The organism is Streptomyces sp. NPDC101227 (genome assembly GCF_044767545.1).
Classification (GTDB): Bacteria; Actinomycetota; Actinomycetes; order Streptomycetales; family Streptomycetaceae; genus Streptomyces.
In genome coordinates this window covers 47,989-63,530 of the sequence record NZ_JBIWOD010000023.1, presented here as the reverse complement: position 1 = coordinate 63,530, position 15,542 = coordinate 47,989, and the positions used below count along the sequence as shown (strand labels likewise).

General features: G+C 70.4%; 11 protein-coding genes. 4 read left to right on the top strand and 7 right to left on the bottom strand.

Features of this window, described 5'->3' with window-relative positions:
- Positions 1-404: 404 nt before the first annotated feature.
- Together ACIRPT_RS35945 and ACIRPT_RS35940 are read left to right on the top strand one after the other, a co-directional pair.
- A complete protein-coding gene (locus ACIRPT_RS35945; protein ID WP_403507022.1) occupies positions 405-1,346 on the top strand; it encodes an RluA family pseudouridine synthase in 942 nt (313 codons plus the stop codon).
- A 123-nt stretch (positions 1,347-1,469) separates the two neighbouring features.
- The gene (locus ACIRPT_RS35940) at positions 1,470-3,065 is read left to right on the top strand and encodes a Na+/H+ antiporter (RefSeq protein WP_403507024.1); all 1,596 of its coding nucleotides are present in this window, start codon (positions 1,470-1,472) and stop codon (positions 3,063-3,065) included.
- 4 nt (positions 3,066-3,069) lie between these two features.
- Here ACIRPT_RS35940 and ACIRPT_RS35935 read toward each other — a convergent pair whose 3' ends face one another.
- Positions 3,070-4,155: a mechanosensitive ion channel family protein gene (locus ACIRPT_RS35935; RefSeq protein ID WP_403835275.1), complete on the bottom strand. Its 1,086-nt coding sequence runs from the start codon at positions 4,153-4,155 to the stop codon at positions 3,070-3,072.
- A 132-nt stretch (positions 4,156-4,287) separates the two neighbouring features.
- On the opposite strand from ACIRPT_RS35935, the gene ACIRPT_RS35930 reads away from it, so the two are divergent.
- Positions 4,288-4,893 (top strand): dienelactone hydrolase family protein, encoded by a 606-nt coding sequence (locus ACIRPT_RS35930; protein ID WP_403507026.1) that lies wholly within the window; start codon positions 4,288-4,290, stop codon positions 4,891-4,893.
- Between the two features lie 30 nt (positions 4,894-4,923).
- Here the strand turns inward: ACIRPT_RS35930 and ACIRPT_RS35925 are convergent, their stop codons facing one another.
- The 6 genes from ACIRPT_RS35925 to ACIRPT_RS35900 all read right to left on the bottom strand — a co-directional run bounded on the left by ACIRPT_RS35925 (position 4,924) and on the right by ACIRPT_RS35900 (position 11,480).
- Positions 4,924-6,567, bottom strand: a complete 1,644-nt coding sequence (locus ACIRPT_RS35925) for an alkaline phosphatase D family protein (RefSeq protein WP_403835153.1) — start codon at positions 6,565-6,567, stop codon at positions 4,924-4,926.
- Positions 6,568-6,679: 112 nt separating this feature from the next.
- Entirely contained in the window at positions 6,680-7,609 is a 930-nt protein-coding gene (locus tag ACIRPT_RS35920; protein WP_403835151.1) for a thioredoxin domain-containing protein, read from the bottom strand.
- A gap of 43 nt (positions 7,610-7,652) precedes the next feature.
- The gene (locus tag ACIRPT_RS35915; RefSeq protein ID WP_403835150.1) at positions 7,653-8,318 is read right to left on the bottom strand and encodes a hypothetical protein; all 666 of its coding nucleotides are present in this window, start codon (positions 8,316-8,318) and stop codon (positions 7,653-7,655) included.
- Between the two features lie 62 nt (positions 8,319-8,380).
- Positions 8,381-9,235, bottom strand: coding sequence for a thioredoxin domain-containing protein (locus ACIRPT_RS35910; RefSeq protein WP_403835147.1), 855 nt, complete (start codon positions 9,233-9,235; stop codon positions 8,381-8,383).
- Positions 9,236-9,322: 87 nt separating this feature from the next.
- Entirely contained in the window at positions 9,323-9,988 is a 666-nt protein-coding gene (locus ACIRPT_RS35905) for a hypothetical protein (protein WP_403835145.1), read from the bottom strand.
- Positions 9,989-10,136: 148 nt separating this feature from the next.
- A complete protein-coding gene (locus ACIRPT_RS35900; RefSeq protein ID WP_403507038.1) occupies positions 10,137-11,480 on the bottom strand; it encodes a DUF2252 domain-containing protein in 1,344 nt (447 codons plus the stop codon).
- A 312-nt stretch (positions 11,481-11,792) separates the two neighbouring features.
- Between ACIRPT_RS35900 and dnaE the strand changes: the two genes are divergently transcribed.
- Positions 11,793-15,335: a DNA polymerase III subunit alpha gene (gene dnaE / locus ACIRPT_RS35895; RefSeq protein WP_403835142.1), complete on the top strand. Its 3,543-nt coding sequence runs from the start codon at positions 11,793-11,795 to the stop codon at positions 15,333-15,335.
- Positions 15,336-15,542 lie beyond the last annotated feature (207 nt).

Genomic DNA, 15,542 nt, shown 5'->3' with positions numbered 1-15,542 from the left:
GCTCCTGCCCCGGCCTGCCCCGTCGCGGGGTGCCACGGCCGTCGGATCGTCGAGTGGCACCGCCGGCCGGTACCGCGAGCGGCTCCTGCCCCGGCCTGCCCCGTCGTGGGGTGCCGCGGTGGTCGGATCGTCGAGTGGCATCATCGGCCGGTACCGTCAGCGGCTCCTGCCCCGGCCTGCCCCGTCGTGGGGTGCCGCGGTGGTCGGATCGTCGAGTGGCATCACCGGCCGGTACCGCGAGCGGCTCCTGCCCCGGCCTGCCCCGTCGCGGGGTGCCACGGCCGTCGGATCGTCGAGTGGCACCGCCGGCCGGTACCGCGAGCGGCTCCTGCCCCGGCCCGCCCCGTCGCGGGGTGCCGCGGTCGCCGGACGGGGCACCGCGACGGGACTGCCATACTCGTGGGGTGAGCACGATTCCCGAGATCCGCACCCTGCCCGTACCGGACGGCCTCGAGGGCGAGCGCGTCGACGCCGCGCTGGCCCGTATGTTCGGCTTTTCCCGTACGAAGGCGGCCGAGCTCGCCGCCGCCGGAAAGGTCCGGGTCGACGGCTCCGAGGTGATGAAGTCCGAGCGGGTGTCCGGCGGTGCCTGGCTGGAAGTCGAGATGCCGCAGGCCGCGCCGCCCGTGGAGATCGTCGCCGAGCCCGTCGAGGGCATGGAGATCGTGCATGACGACGACGACATCGTGGTGATCGTCAAGCCGGTCGGCGTCGCCGCACACCCCAGCCCCGGCTGGACCGGTACGACCGTGATCGGCGGTCTGGCCGCGGCCGGCTACCGCATCTCCACCTCCGGCGCCGCCGAGCGCCAGGGCATCGTGCACCGCCTCGACGTCGGCACCTCCGGCCTGATGGTCGTCGCCAAGTCCGAGCGCGCCTACACCCTGCTCAAGCAGCAGTTCCGCGAGCGTACGGTCGACAAGCGTTACCACGCGCTGGTCCAGGGCCACCCGGACCCGATGAGCGGCACCATCGACGCCCCCATCGGGCGGCACCCGCAGCACGACTACAAGTGGGCGGTCATCGCCGAGGGCAAGGCATCGGTCACGCACTACGACCTGATCGAGGCGTTCCGCGCGGCCAGCCTGCTCGACATCAAGCTGGAGACCGGGCGTACGCATCAGATCCGGGTGCACATGGCCGCGCACCGCCACCCCTGCGTCGGCGACCTGACGTACGGCGCGGACCCCACCCTCGCCAAGCGCCTCGGCGTCGGCCGGCAGTGGCTGCACGCGGTCCGGCTGGGCTTCGAGCACCCCGCCGACGGCAGCTGGGTCGAGTTCGCGAGCGCCTACCCGGACGATCTGCAGCACGCGCTGGACACCGTGCGGGACGAAAGCTCCTGAGCGCGGAAGCGACGCACCACGAAAGCGCCTGATCGTCAAAGCGCCCGACAAAGCGGGTAATCCGGCGGAACATGGCAGGCTTGGGGCGGAAGTGATCGCACCCGACCCCGGAGCGTAGCCACCGTGGATCAGCTGGCTCTGCTGTTCGTCCTGCTGCTCGGAGCCGTGGTCATGGTGCCGGTCGGCGACTGGCTGGGGCTGCCGTCGCCGGTCCTGATGACCCTCGCGGGGGCGGTGCTGGCGCTGCTGCCGTTCGTGCCCAACGTCGAGGTACCGCCCGAGTTCATCCTGCCGCTGGTGCTGCCGCCGCTGCTCTACGCCGCCGTTCAGCGCACCTCCTGGCGGCAGTTCACCGCCAACCTCCGGCCGATCTTCCTGCTCGCGGTGGCGCTGGTCTTCGCCACCACGGCCGCGGTCGCGGCGGTCGCCCAGGCGGTGGTGCCCGGTATGCCGATCGCCGCCGCGGTGGTGCTCGGCGCGCTGGTCGCCCCGCCCGACCCGGTGGCCGCGACCGCCGTCGCCGGCAAGCTCGGGCTGCCCCGCCGGATGGTCTCGATCCTGGAGGGCGAGGGGCTGTTCAACGACGTCACCGCGATCGTGCTCTATCACGTGGCGCTGGCCGCGGCGGTCAGCGGCACCTTCTCGGCACCCGCCGCGGTCGGCTCGCTGGTGCTGTCCGCGGTGGTCGCCATAGCGGTGGGGCTGGTGCTCGGCTGGGTCACCAACAAGCTGATGGGGCTGCTCGGCGACCCGACGCTGCAGATCGGGCTGACGCTGCTGGTGCCGTTCGTGGCGTACGTCATGGCCGAGAACTTCCACGGCTCCGGGGTGCTCGCCGTACTGACCACCGCGCTCTTCCTCGCCGAGTACGCGGTCGACGCCGACGATGTGCTGGGCCGCCTCGCCGGCTACACCTTCTGGGAGGTCGTCGACACCCTCGTCACCGGCGTCGCCTTCGGGCTGATCGGACTGGAGCTGCACAACATCTTCGGGGCCGCGTCCGAGCGCTGGGGCTCGATGCTCGGCGCCGGCGCCGCGGTCGTCGCGGTGGTCATCGCCGTACGGCTGGTGTGGCTGCTGCCCGCCGCCTGGCTCGCCAAGCGGATGCACAAGCTCCGCGACTACGACGAGGACATCCCGATGAGCTGGCGGGAGACGCTCATCATGTGGTGGTCGGGGATGCGCGGGGTGGCCTCCGTGGCGCTGGCGCTGGCGATTCCGTTCAGCGTCGACGGCGGCGGGCCGTTCCCCGCCCGCGACGAGATCCTCTTCATCGCCTTCGCCGTGGTCCTCACCACCCTCCTCCTCCAGGGTCTGACGCTGCCCTGGCTGGTGCGCCGGCTGCGGGTGCGCGCCGACGCCGATGCGGAGGACGCGCTGGAGCGGGAGCTGGCGATCCGGGTGATCAAGGCGTCCAAGCGGCGGCTGAAGGAGATCCTGGAGGTCGAGGAGCTGCCGGAGGAGGTCAGCGACCAGCTCTCCCGCCGGGCCTACGACATCGGCGCCCGGATCGCGCCGGACATCGTCGACGACGAGCGGCGGGAGCTGTTCGACAAGCGGATCACCCGGATGAAGAAGGTGCAGCGCATCCAGGGCGAGATGCTCTCGGCGGCCCGGCACGAGGTGCTGGCGGCCCGCAGCGAGCCGGGCGCCGACCCGGAGATCGTGGACCGGGTGCTGCGCCATCTGGACGTGCGCAGCCTGCGGGGCACGCCCTGACGGGTCATCGGCCCTTCGGCTCCGCCTCGTCGTCCCGGGGCACCGCGTGGTGGCCCAGCGGCGCGGGTGCGGTGGCGATCCGCGGCAGCGCGTAGGCGTGCTCCGCCTGCAGCCACTCGATCATCCGCTCCCGCACCTGGCAGCGCACCGCCCAGATGGTGTCCGCGTCGCGGGCGGTCATCAGCGCCCGGACCACCATCGTGGAGGGCGTGGTGTCGGTGACCACCAGGCTCCAGGACCGGCCGTCCCAGTCCTCGCACTCCTGGAGGATCTCGTGGAGGCGCTGGCGCATCTTCTCCACCGGCGCGCTGTGGTCGAGGTGGAAGAGGACGGTGCCGGTCATCTGGGTGCCGCCGCGCGACCAGTTCTCGAAGGGCTTGCCGGTGAAGTACGAGACCGGCATCGTGATCCGCCGCTCGTCCCAGGTCCGTACGGTCAGGAACGTCAGGGTGATCTCCTCGACGGTGCCCCACTCGCCGTCCACCACGACCGTGTCGCCGATGCGCACCATGTCGCCGAACGCGATCTGCAGCCCGGCGAAGAGATTGCCCAGCGTGGACTGGGCGGCGATACCGGCGACGATGCCCAGCAGCCCGGCCGACGCCAGCATGGACGCGCCGACCGCCCGCATCTCGGGGAAGGTCAGCAGCATCGCGGCCGCGGCGACGACGATGACCGTGGCCGTCACCACCCGCTGGATCAGCGTCACCTGGGTGCGTACCCGCCGCACCCGCGCCGCGTCCCGCGCGCTCGCCGCGTAGCGGGTGTACGAGGACTCGACGATGGCCGCCGCGGCCCTGATGAGCAGCCAGGCGGTGGCCGCGATGAGCACCAGGGTCAGCGCCCGGCCGACCCCCGCCTCGTGCTCCTCGACGGGCCTGAGCCCGGTCTGGTCGTACGCGCCGCGCAACAGGGCCGTGCACAGCGCCACTTGGGCCGGTCTCCGGCAGCGGCGCAGCAGCCCCCACAGGGGTGTCTCGGGGTGCGCGGCATCGATCCGGTGCAGCGTCCGGTCGGCGAGCCGGACCAGGATGAGCGTGACCACGATCGAGCCGCCGATGACGGCGATCGGGCGCAGCACGTCCTCCAGGGACACGGGTTCCTCCTTGTGATGGTGCGGTCGTGAGGCGGTGCGGTGGTGCCGGCCGTGCGGTGATGCCGGCCTCCTCGACCGTAGCTGGCACCATGGAGGAGAGCGATCCAACCCAGGGAAGTGATCTCAGTGCCCGAGCCCAGCGAGGCCGCCACCAGCGGGTCTTCGACGATTGTCCTGTTTCATTCGGTGTGCGGGGTGCGTCCCGCGGTGCAGGCCGCCGCGGACCGGCTCCGGGCCGCGGGCCATGAGGTGATCGTCCCCGATCTGTTCGACGGCCGGACCGCGGACTCGGTGCCGGACGGCATCGTCATCAAGGACGAGATCGGCAAGGACGAGCTGCTCAAGCGGGCCGTCATGGCAGCCGCGCCCTACTCCGACCGCGGCCTGGTCTATGCCGGCTTCTCCTTCGGCGGCTCGGTCGCGCAGAACCTCGCGCTGGCCGACGAGAAGACCCGCGGGCTGCTTCTGCTGCACGGCACCTCCGACATCGCCGAGGGCGCCGTCGCCGACGATCTGCCGGTCCAGCTGCATGTCGCCGACCCGGATCCCTACGAGCCGCACGACTGGCTGAACGCCTGGTACCTCCAGATGCGCCGGGCCGGCGCGGACGTCGAGGTCTTCCGCTACGCCGGCGCCGGTCACCTCTACACCGACTCCGACCTGCCGGATTACGACGAGGAGGCGGCGGAGAGCACCTGGAGGGTTGCGCTGGGGTTCCTGGCCGGGCTGTGACCCGGCACCGGAGGGGGCGGCCGGTGGGGGTCAGGCCACCGGCCGGTCCGCCTTCTCGACCTGCTGGGTGCCGCTGAGCGTGCGGTACGAGCGCAGCAGCTCGGTGGTGGCGTTCGGGTCGGTCTTGTCGGAGATCCCGAAGTAGTCCATCTGGGTGCGCTCGGCGCTGACGTCGAGGACGCTGTAGCCGTGCGAGTCCATGTCCAGCCACTTCACATGGCGGTTGGCGGCCCGGATGGCGGCGACCCCGGCCAGCGAGATCGTGTGCGGGGCGACATGCAGGAAGTCGTCGACGTTGTCGGAGGTGACGGAGGTGACCACGAACTCCGTCGCCACCGGCTTGGTGGCCGGGTAGGTCGCCGCTTCCAGCGGCACGTCGTTGGCCCAGGCCATGTGGATGTCGCCGGTCAGGAAGACGGTGTTGTCGATGCCGCGGTCGCTGAGGTGGCTCAGCAGCTCGTGCCGGTCGTCGGTGTAGCCGTCCCACTGGTCGGTGTTGATCGCCAGGCCCTCCTTGGGGATGCCCAGGACGTCGGCGAGCGGACCCAGCAGATGCGCGGGTATGGAGCCGAAGGCCACCTGCGAGATCATCACCGAGGTGCCGACCAGCCGCCAGGCGGTGTCCGACCCCGCAAGTCCCTTCTTGAGCCAGTCCAGTTGGGCCCGGCCGGTGATCGTACGGCTCGGGTCGTCGACCGCGCCGCTGCCCGTCTTGGCCTGCTCGTCGCGGAACGACCGCAGGTCCAGCAGATGCAGATCCGCCAGGTTGCCGAAGCGCAGCCTGCGGTACGTGGTGCCCGCGATGGAGGGCCGCACCGGCATCCACTCGAAGTACGCCTGCTTGGCCGCGGCCATCCGCGCGCCCCACGGGCCCTCGGTGTCCGGGGTGTGGTTGACCGCGCCGCCCTTCCAGGCGTTGTCGGCGAACTCGTGGTCGTCCCAGATGGCGATGACCGGGTGGGTCGCGTGCATCGCCAGCGCGTCCGGGTCGGTCTTGTGGACGCCGTGCCGGATGCGGTAGTCGGCGAGCGTGAGCAGCTCATGGGCGGGGGAGTGCGGGCGGACGACGTACTTGAAGGCCGGGTATTCGCCGGACTTGTACTCGTAGAGGTAGTCGCCCAGGTGCAGCACCGCGTCCAGGTCGCCGCGGGCGGCCAGGTGGCGGTACGGCGAGAAGTAGCCGGACTCCCAGTTGGCGCAGGAGACGACGCCGAAGCGGACGTTGCCGGGCTTCGCGCCGGCCGCGGGTGCGGTGCGGGTGCGGCCGACGGGGGAGTGCTGCCCGTCGACGGTGAAGCGGTAGTAGTAGCGGGTGGCCGGGCGCAGGCCGCGGACGTCCGCCTTGACGGTGTGGTCGGCGGCCGCGGTGGCGGTCAGGCTGCCGTGCGCCACGACGGTGGCGAACTCCGCGTCCTTCGCCACCTGCCAGGCCACCTTGGTGGCCGGTCCCCGGCCGGAGCCGGGGGTGGCGTCGTCGTTCGGGGTCACCCGGGTCCACAGCAGGATGCCGTCGGGCAGCGGGTCGCCGGAGGCGATGCCGTGCCGGAAGAACCGGCGCCGGTCGGGGCCGTCCTGGGCGTGCGCGGTGGCGGCGCCGGCCAGCGGCAGCAGGGCGGCGGTGGCGGCTACGGCCGTGACGGCGGAGCGGCGTGAGAGGTGGTCATGATCGGTCACGGCCGCTCACCCTACTGGCCGGTAGGGGGTGAAGGGGAGGGCGATTCCCGGGAACTCCGAGAATTCGCCCGCCCGTTCCCTTTATGACCTCATTGCGGCCCCGCTACGGCGCTCAGCGCCCGGCCGTGGGGTCCTTCTCGCCCTTCCGGATCCCCTGGCCACCGTCCTTGCCGGGGGCGGTGCCCTTGCCCTGGTCCGCGCCCTTCGCCGGGCCGAACTCCTTGTCGATCATCTTCTTGAAGTTGGCCAGCGAGATCTGCTCGTACTGCGCCTTCGTCATCTGCTGCTGCGGGATCTGGTCCATCACCAGCTTCTTGTCGCCGTGCATGAACGTCGGCGTGCCCTTGACGCCCTTGCGGCCGAAGAGGGCGGTCATGTCCATCGCCCAGCGGTCGAAGGTGCCCTTCGTGACCGCCGTCTCGAACGCCTTGTTGTTCTTCAGCTCCGGCACCTCGGCGGCGACCTTGAGCAGCGCGGAGTCCTTGGCGTAGACGTCCTCCCGCTCATCGGGGTGGTTCTTGGCCGAGTACAGCGCCGTCTTGTACTTCAGGAAGGCGTCCGGGCTGACGTTGAGGGCGGCGCCCAGCGCGCTCAGCGCGTTCTTCGAGCCCTCGCCGCCGGACATGCCGTCGATGAACGAGTACATCGTGTAGCGGACCTTGAACCGGCCCTCCTTGATGTCCTTGATCAGCTCCGCGCCGGTGCTCTGCTCGAACGCCGCACACGCCGGGCACCGCACGTCCTCGAAGACCTCCAGCGTCTGCTTCGCCTTCGGGTCGCCGATCAGGATCTCGGTGCCGTTCTTGCCCTGGGTGTGGGCCGGCGGCACGGACTTGGCCTCGGCGGCGGCCTCCCAGCCGGTGGGCTCGGTCAGCTTCATGATGCCGAAGCCGATACCGGCGACGACCGCCAGGACGCCGACCACCGAGGCGCCCACGATGAGCTGGCGCCGCGTCTTCTCCTGCTTCTTCTGCCGCTCGCGCTCGGCGCGTATCCGGTCGCGGGCCGCCGACTTGTTGGCCTGGCTGTTGCGATTGCTCATGGGGGGTCCCGTTCCTCAGGAGGTGATGGCTCGTACGTACTGGTCAGCGGGCTGCCGCAGGCGGGGGGCCGCGGCGCAGCACACAGTGCACGAGGAGGGGGAGCGGGCGGGCCGGCAGCAGCGGACGCGGCAGCCCGCGGCCCGGTCGGCCGGGGCAGGAGCCGTTGGCGGTGCCGCCGGGTACGCGCGGCAGCGGGCGGAACGCGAAGGCGGCGACCGCGCGCAGCAGCCCGTGCAGGGCGGCGTCCCCGCGGTGCAGCCAGGCGGCGGCGAGCAGGCCGACGGCCAGGTGCGCGGCGAGCAGCAGCCAGGGGGCGGCCCCGCCGGTGCCGGCGGGACCATGGGCGAGCGCGGCCATCCGGACCAGCGGCGTGCCCAACTCGCCGCCCCGGCACAGCAGATCGACGCCGACCGAGTGCAGCGCACCCACCACCGGGCCGCCGGCCGGTCCGTAACAGGCGTGCTGCCCGGTGGTGAAGACGGTGTCGGCGGCCAGCTCCAGCGGCACCAGCAGCGCGGCGACCGCCCCGTAGCAGCGCTCCCGGCCGGTCAGCGCGTACGCCGCCGCGAAGACGCCGGCACAGACCGCCGCCAGCGTGGCGGGCGGCAACGGGGCGTGGGAGAGCAGGACATGGGAGGCGGCGGACAGGGTGACGCACAGCGCGCTGAACAGCGCCGCCCGTACCGCCCGAAATCCCCTCCCTTGCATGCCGGGAGTCTGCCATGAGCACGGCAGACTCCCGGGTCAAGATTTGGCATCGGCCGGATGCGTCAGTGCTTCAGCTCCTTGTCCACCATGGAGTTGAACTCCGCCACGGTGGAGGGTGCCGCGATGCCCTGGGGGCCCTTCGTGCCGATCACGGTGTCGTTGACCTTGATGGTCGGGGTGCTGGAGACGTCCTTGTGCGAGTCGAACTCGTGGGACATCTCCAGCGCCCAGCGGTCGTAGGTGCCGCCGTTGACGGCCTTCTGGAAGGCCGCGTTCCCCTTGAGCGCCGGGATCGTGTCCGCGACCTTGAGCAGATAGCTGTCGTCGGCGAACTTGTCCGCGCCGCGCTCGTCCGGGTGGAACTGCTTCGAGTACAGCGCGTACTTGTACTTGAGGAAGGCGTCCGGGCTGACGTTGAGGGCGGCGCCCAGCGCGCTCAGCGCGTTCTTCGAGCCGGTGCCCTGGAGGTTGTTGTCGAGGAACGTACCGAGGTGGTACGCCGCCTTGTACTTGCCGTCCTTGATGTCCTTCTCGACGGTCGCGCCGGCGGTCTGCTCGAAGCCGGCGCAGCCGGGGCAGCGCGGGTCCTCGAAGAGGCTGAGGGTGTTCTTGGCGTCCGGCTTGCCGATGACGACGGTGGTGCCCTTGGCGCCGGAGGTGTTGGCGGGCTTGACGAGCTTGGCCTTCGCGGCCTTCGCCCACACCTGGCCGGCGTCCGCGCCGCCGTTGCCGCCGCCGTCGCCGCCCGAGTTGGCGACGGCCAGCCCGATGCCGCCGGCCACCGCCAGCACGCCGACGACCGCGCCGCCGACGATCAGCTGCCGGCGCAGCCGCTCCTTCTTCGCCTGCCGCTCACGCTCGGCGCGCAGCCGCTCACGGGCTGCCTGCTTGTTGGCCTGACTGTTGCGATTGCTCATGACTGTCGTGCTCCGTGGTGATCCGTGGATGGGGGATGCCTGGGCGCGGTGCTGACCGAGGGGGCGCGCATGCCGCGCGGCCGGATCTCAGACAGCGAGCGCGCAGGGCGGTCCACGGCGTACGACGCTGTGCACGAGCAGCGGGACGGCGCGGGCGGGCCGGCCGGAGCGAACGGGGGCGGGCAGCGGGCGGCCCGGGGCGGGCGGCGCGCCGATGACCGCGACGGCGATCAGCAGCGGGCGGAAGGCGAAGCCGGCGACCGCGCCGAGCAGCTGCGCCAGCGCGGCCTCGCCGCGGCGCAGCCAGGCCGCCGCCAGCAGCCCGATCAGCAGATGCGCCGCGAGCAGCAGCAGCCACGGCGCGGCGGCCGCGGGGGCGGCGTCGCCTTGGGGCAGCCGTACCAAGGGGGCACCGACCGCGCCGCCCCCGCAGAGCAGATCGACCCCCAGCGAACGCAGCGGCCCGGTGACCGGCCCGCCGCCCTCGCCGTAACAGGTGTGCTGGCCGAAGCTGAAGACCGTGTCGGCGGCCAGCTCCAGGGGGAGCAGCAGCGCGGCGATCCGCCAGTAGCCGCGCTCCCGTCCGGCCAGCGCGTACGCGAGGGCGAAGACGGCGGCCGAGAGCGCGGCGACGGTGGTCAGCGGCAGCGGCATCCGGGACAGCAGCACATGCGACGCCGAGGACAGCGTCACGCACAGCGCCGTGAAGAGCGCTGCGCGCAGTGCCCGCAGGTGTGCCGCAGATATGTCCATTGCAGCGAGTGTGCCATGGGCCGGGCCGGACGGGGCCCAAGGGGACCCGAACCCACAGGAATCTCAGAAACCTCTCAGAAACCTCTCCGGAGATCGCTCGGGAGACCTCGCGAGGGAATCCCTTGGCGGATTCCCTCGCCGGAATCCCCTACAGGCCGGGGATCCGCCCGTTCCGGAACAGATCCACAAAGATCTGGTGGTCGGCGCGGGCGCGGGCCCCGTAGGAGTGCGCGAAGTCGACCAGGACCTTCGCGAAGCCGTCCTCGTCGGCCGCGATGGCCGCGTCGATGGCGCGCTCGGTGGAGAACGGCACCAGCGAGTGCCCGCTCTCGTCGTCCGCCGCGGCGTGCATGGTGGCCGTCGCCCGGCCGAGGTCGGCCACCACGGCGGCGATCTCCTCCGGGTCGTCGATGTCCGACCAGTCCAGATCGACCGCGTACGGCGAGATCTCGGCGACCAGCTGGCCCGCCCCGTCCAGCTCGGTCCAGCCCAGCCAGGGGTCGGCGTGGTCCTGGAGGGCGCGCTGGGAGATCACCGTGCGGTGGCCCTCGTGCCGGAAGTAGCCGCGGACCGCCTGGTCGGTGATGTGCCGGGAGACGGCCGGGGTCTGCGCCTGCTTCATGTAGATCACGACGTCGTTCTCCAGGGCGTCGCTGTTGCCCTCGAGCAGGATGTTGTACGAGGGCAGCCCGGCCGAGCCGATGCCGATGCCGCGGCGGCCCACCACGTCCTTGACGCGGTAGGAGTCGGGCCGGTCCAGGCTCGAGTCGGGCAGCGTCTCCAGATAGCCGTCGAAGGCGGCCAGCACCTTGTAGCGGGTCGCCGCGTCCAGCTCGACGCTGCCGCTGCCCGCCGAGAACCGGCGCTCGAAGTCGCGGATCTCCGTCATCGACTCCAGCAGCCCGAACCGGGTCAGCGAGCGGGCGTCGCGCAGCGCGTCCAGCAGCGGCCCCTCGGCGGTGTCCAGCGAGAACGGCGGCACCGCGTCCTGGTCGGCCTTCTTCGCCCCGGAGGCCAGCGCGTGGATGCGCTCGCGGTAGGCGGCGGCGTAGATGCGTACCAGTTCGGTGATCTGCTCGTCGCTGAGCGCCTTGGCGTAGCCGATCAGCGCGACCGAGGCGGCGAACCGCTTCAGGTCCCAGGTGAACGGGCCGACGTAGGCCTCGTCGAAGTCATTGACGTTGAAGATCAGCCGGCCCGTGGCGTCCATGTAGGTGCCGAAGTTCTCGGCGTGCAGATCGCCGTGGATCCACACCCGGCCGGTCCGCTCGTCGAGGTAGGGGCCGCTGTCCTTGCCGTCCTCGAGGTCCTTGTAGAACAGGCAGGCCGTACCCCGGTAGAAGGCGAAGGCCGAGGCGGCCATCTTCCGGAATTTGACGCGGAAGGCTGCGGGGTCGGCGGCGAGCAGCTCTCCGAAGGCGGTGTCGAAGACGGCGAGGATTTCCTCGCCGCGCTGCGCGGCGTCCTGGGCCGGGGCGTGCTGGGACGACATCGCTGGGTGCCTCCTGGGGTGCGGGAGATGCGGGAAGAGAAAAGAAGGGAAATGAAGGGAAAAGAAGGGTGGCAAGAATCCATGACGGATAACGATCGCGAGGTGACCGCGATTGTTCGTTATGGATCCGCCTGTGACAACGGGTGAGGCTACTCGGGAGTGCCCCGCGGCGGGCACCGGGGAGGCGCGGCACGCACATCGATTGTCGGCGCGGAGTCGTAGACTTCGAGACCGTCCCGACCGTCTCGCGCCGCCCGCCCGCCGCCCCCTGAGAGCACCGCGCGCCGCATTGATCCCTGGAGGTCCCCCGCCGTGGCCAAGCCGCCGTTCACGCACCTGCACGTCCACACCCAGTACTCGCTGCTGGACGGTGCGGCCCGGCTGAAGGACATGTTCAACGCGTGCAACGAGATGGGCATGACCCATATCGCGATGTCCGACCACGGCAACCTGCACGGGGCGTACGACTTCTTCCACTCGGCGCAGAAGGCGGGCGTGACGCCGATCATCGGCATCGAGGCGTATGTCGCCCCCGAGTCGCGCCGCAACAAGCGCAAGATCCAGTGGGGCCAGCCACACCAGAAGCGCGACGACGTCTCCGGTTCCGGCGGTTACACCCACAAGACGATCTGGGCGGCGAACAGCACGGGCCTGCACAACCTCTTCAAGCTGTCCTCGGACGCGTACGCCGAGGGCTGGCTGCAGAAGTGGCCGCGCATGGACAAGGAGACGATCTCCCAGTGGAGCGAGGGCCTCATCGCCTCCACCGGCTGCCCCTCCGGTGAACTCCAGACGCGCCTGCGCCTGGGCCAGTTCGACGAGGCCCTGAAGGCGGCCTCCGAGTACCAGGACATCTTCGGCAAGGAGCGGTACTTCCTGGAGCTGATGGACCACGGCATCGAGATCGAGCGCCGGGTCCGTGACGGGCTGCTGGAGATCGGCAAGAAGCTCGGCATCCCGCCGCTGGTGACGAACGACTCGCACTACACATACGCGCACGAGTCCGTCGCGCACGACGCCCTGCTGTGCATCCAGACCGGCAAGAACCTCTCCGACCCGGACCGCTTCCGCTTCGACGGCACCGGCTACTACCTGAAGTCCACGGACGAGATGTACGCCATCGACTCCTCGGACGCGTGGCAGGAGGGCTGCCGCAACACGCTCCTCGTGGCGGAGCAGATCGACACGACCGGCATGTTCGAGAAGCGCGACCTCATGCCGAAGTTCGAGATCCCGGAAGGCTTCACCGAGGTCACCTGGTTCCAGGAGGAGGTCCGGGTCGGCATGGGCCGCCGCTACCCGGAGGGCGTCCCCGAGGACCGGCAGAAGCAGGCCGAGTACGAGATGGACATCATCATCCAGATGGGGTTCCCGGGGTACTTCCTGGTCGTCGCCGACTTCATCATGTGGGCCAAGAACAACGGCATCGCGGTGGGCCCGGGCCGAGGCTCCGCGGCCGGTTCGATCGTCGCGTACGCCATGGGCATCACCGACCTCGACCCGATCACGCACGGCCTGATCTTCGAGCGGTTCCTCAACCCCGAGCGCGTCTCCATGCCCGATGTCGACATCGACTTCGACGAGCGCAGGCGCGTCGAAGTGATCAGGTATGTGACGGAGAAGTACGGCGCCGACAAGGTCGCCATGATCGGCACGTACGGAAAGATCAAGGCCAAGAACGCCATCAAGGACTCCGCGCGCGTGCTGGGCTACCCGTACGCGATGGGCGACCGCCTCACCAAGGCCATGCCCGCCGACGTCCTCGGCAAGGGCATCGACCTCTCCGGCATCACCGACCCCAAGCACCCCCGCTACAGCGAGGCGGGCGAGATCCGGGGGATGTACGAGAACGAACCGGATGTGAAGAAGGTCATCGACACCGCCAAGGGCGTCGAGGGCCTGGTCCGGCAGATGGGCGTGCACGCGGCCGGCGTGATCATGTCCAGCGAGCCGATCGTCGACCACGCGCCGCTCTGGACGCGGCATACCGACGGCGTGACGATCACGCAGTGGGACTACCCCCAGTGCGAGTCGCTCGGCCTGCTCAAGATGGACTTCCTGGGCCTGCGAAACCTGACCATCATGGACGACGCCGTCAAGATGGTGAAGGCCAACAAGGGCATCGACCTGGAGATGCTCTCGCTCCCGCTCGACGACCCCAAGACCTTCGAACTGCTCTGCCGCGGTGACACGCTCGGCGTCTTCCAGTTCGACGGCGGCCCGATGCGCTCGCTGCTGCGCCAGATGCAGCCCGACAACTTCGAGGACATTTCCGCCGTTTCGGCCCTGTACCGGCCGGGCCCGATGGGCATGAACTCGCACACGAACTACGCGGAGCGCAAGAACGGCCGCCAGGAGATCACGCCGATCCACCCGGAGCTCGAAGAGCCCCTGAAGGAGACGCTCGGCCTGACCTACGGCCTCATCGTGTACCAGGAGCAGGTGCAGAAGGCCGCCCAGATCATCGCCGGGTACTCCCTCGGCGAGGCCGACATCCTGCGCCGTGTGATGGGCAAGAAGAAGCCCGAGGAGCTGGCGAAGAACTTCGTCCTGTTCCAGGAGGGCGCGAAGAAGAACGACTACTCGGACCAGGCGATCCAGGCCCTGTGGGACGTCCTGGTCCCGTTCGCCGGCTACGCCTTCAACAAGGCGCATTCCTCCGCGTACGGCCTGGTCACGTACTGGACCGCCTACCTCAAGGCGAACTATCCGGCCGAGTACATGTCCGCGCTGCTCACCTCGGTCCGCGACGACAAGGACAAGTCCGCGGTCTATCTGAACGAGTGCCGCCGGATGGGCATCAAGGTGCTGCCGCCGAACGTCAACGAGTCCGAGGCCAACTTCGCCGCCCAGGGCGACGACGTCATCCTGTTCGGCCTCACGGCGGTCCGTAACGTCGGCCAGAACGTCGTCGAGGCGATCATCCGCTCCCGCAAGGCCAAGGGGAAGTACTCCTCCTTCCCCGACTACCTCGACAAGGTCGAGGCCGTCGTCTGCAACAAGCGCACCACGGAATCGCTGATCAAGGCCGGCGCGTTCGACGAGATGGGGCATACCCGCAAGGGCCTGACCGCACAGTACGAGTCGATGATCGACAACGTCGTGCAGGTCAAGCGCAAGGAGGCCGAGGGACAGTTCGACCTGTTCGGCGGGATGGGCGACGACGCCGCCGACGAGGGCCCCGGCTTCGGTCTCGACGTCGAGTTCTCGGACATCGAATGGGACAAGACCTACCTGCTCGCCCAGGAACGCGAGATGCTCGGCCTCTACGTCTCCGACCACCCGCTCTTCGGGCTGGAGCACGTCCTGAGCGACAAGGCCGACGCCGCCATCGCCCAGCTCACCGGCGGCGACTACTCCGACGGCTCGATCGTCACCATCGGCGGCATCATCTCGGGCCTCCAGCGCAAGATGACCAAGCAGGGCAACGCCTGGGCGATCGCCACCGTCGAGGACCTGGCCGGTTCCATCGACTGCATGTTCTTCCCCGCCACCTACCAGCTGGTGTCCACCCAACTCGTCGAGGACACCGTGGTATTCGTCAAGGGCCGCCTCGACAAACGCGAGGACATCCCCCGGCTCGTCGCCATGGAGATGATGGTCCCCGACCTCTCGGAGGCGGGCACCAACGCCCCGGTGACGATCACCATCCCCACGGTGAAGGTCACCCCGCCGATGGTCGAGAAGCTCGGTGAGGTGCTGAGCAGCCACCGCGGCTCCACGGAGGTACGGATCAAGCTCCAGGGCGCCCGGAAGACCACCGTGCTGCGGCTGGACCGCCATCGGGTCACGCCCGATCCGTCGCTGTTCGGTGATCTGAAGGTGCTGCTCGGCCCGTCCTGCCTGGCGGGGTGAGCCGGCGGGCGGGGCGCCGCCCGCGAGCGGCGCGGCGGCGAGCGGCGCGCCACCCGTGTGGCCCAGTCCGGAGCCGTCCGGGAGGAACGCCCCCGCGGTAGGGCCGGGCGGCCGGCCCGGCCCGGCCGCCGTCCGCCACCTGAGCGCGTTCCGCACGCGCCCGTTCACCACGACAAGGGGCGCGCCCGCAATCGGGCGCGCCCCTCA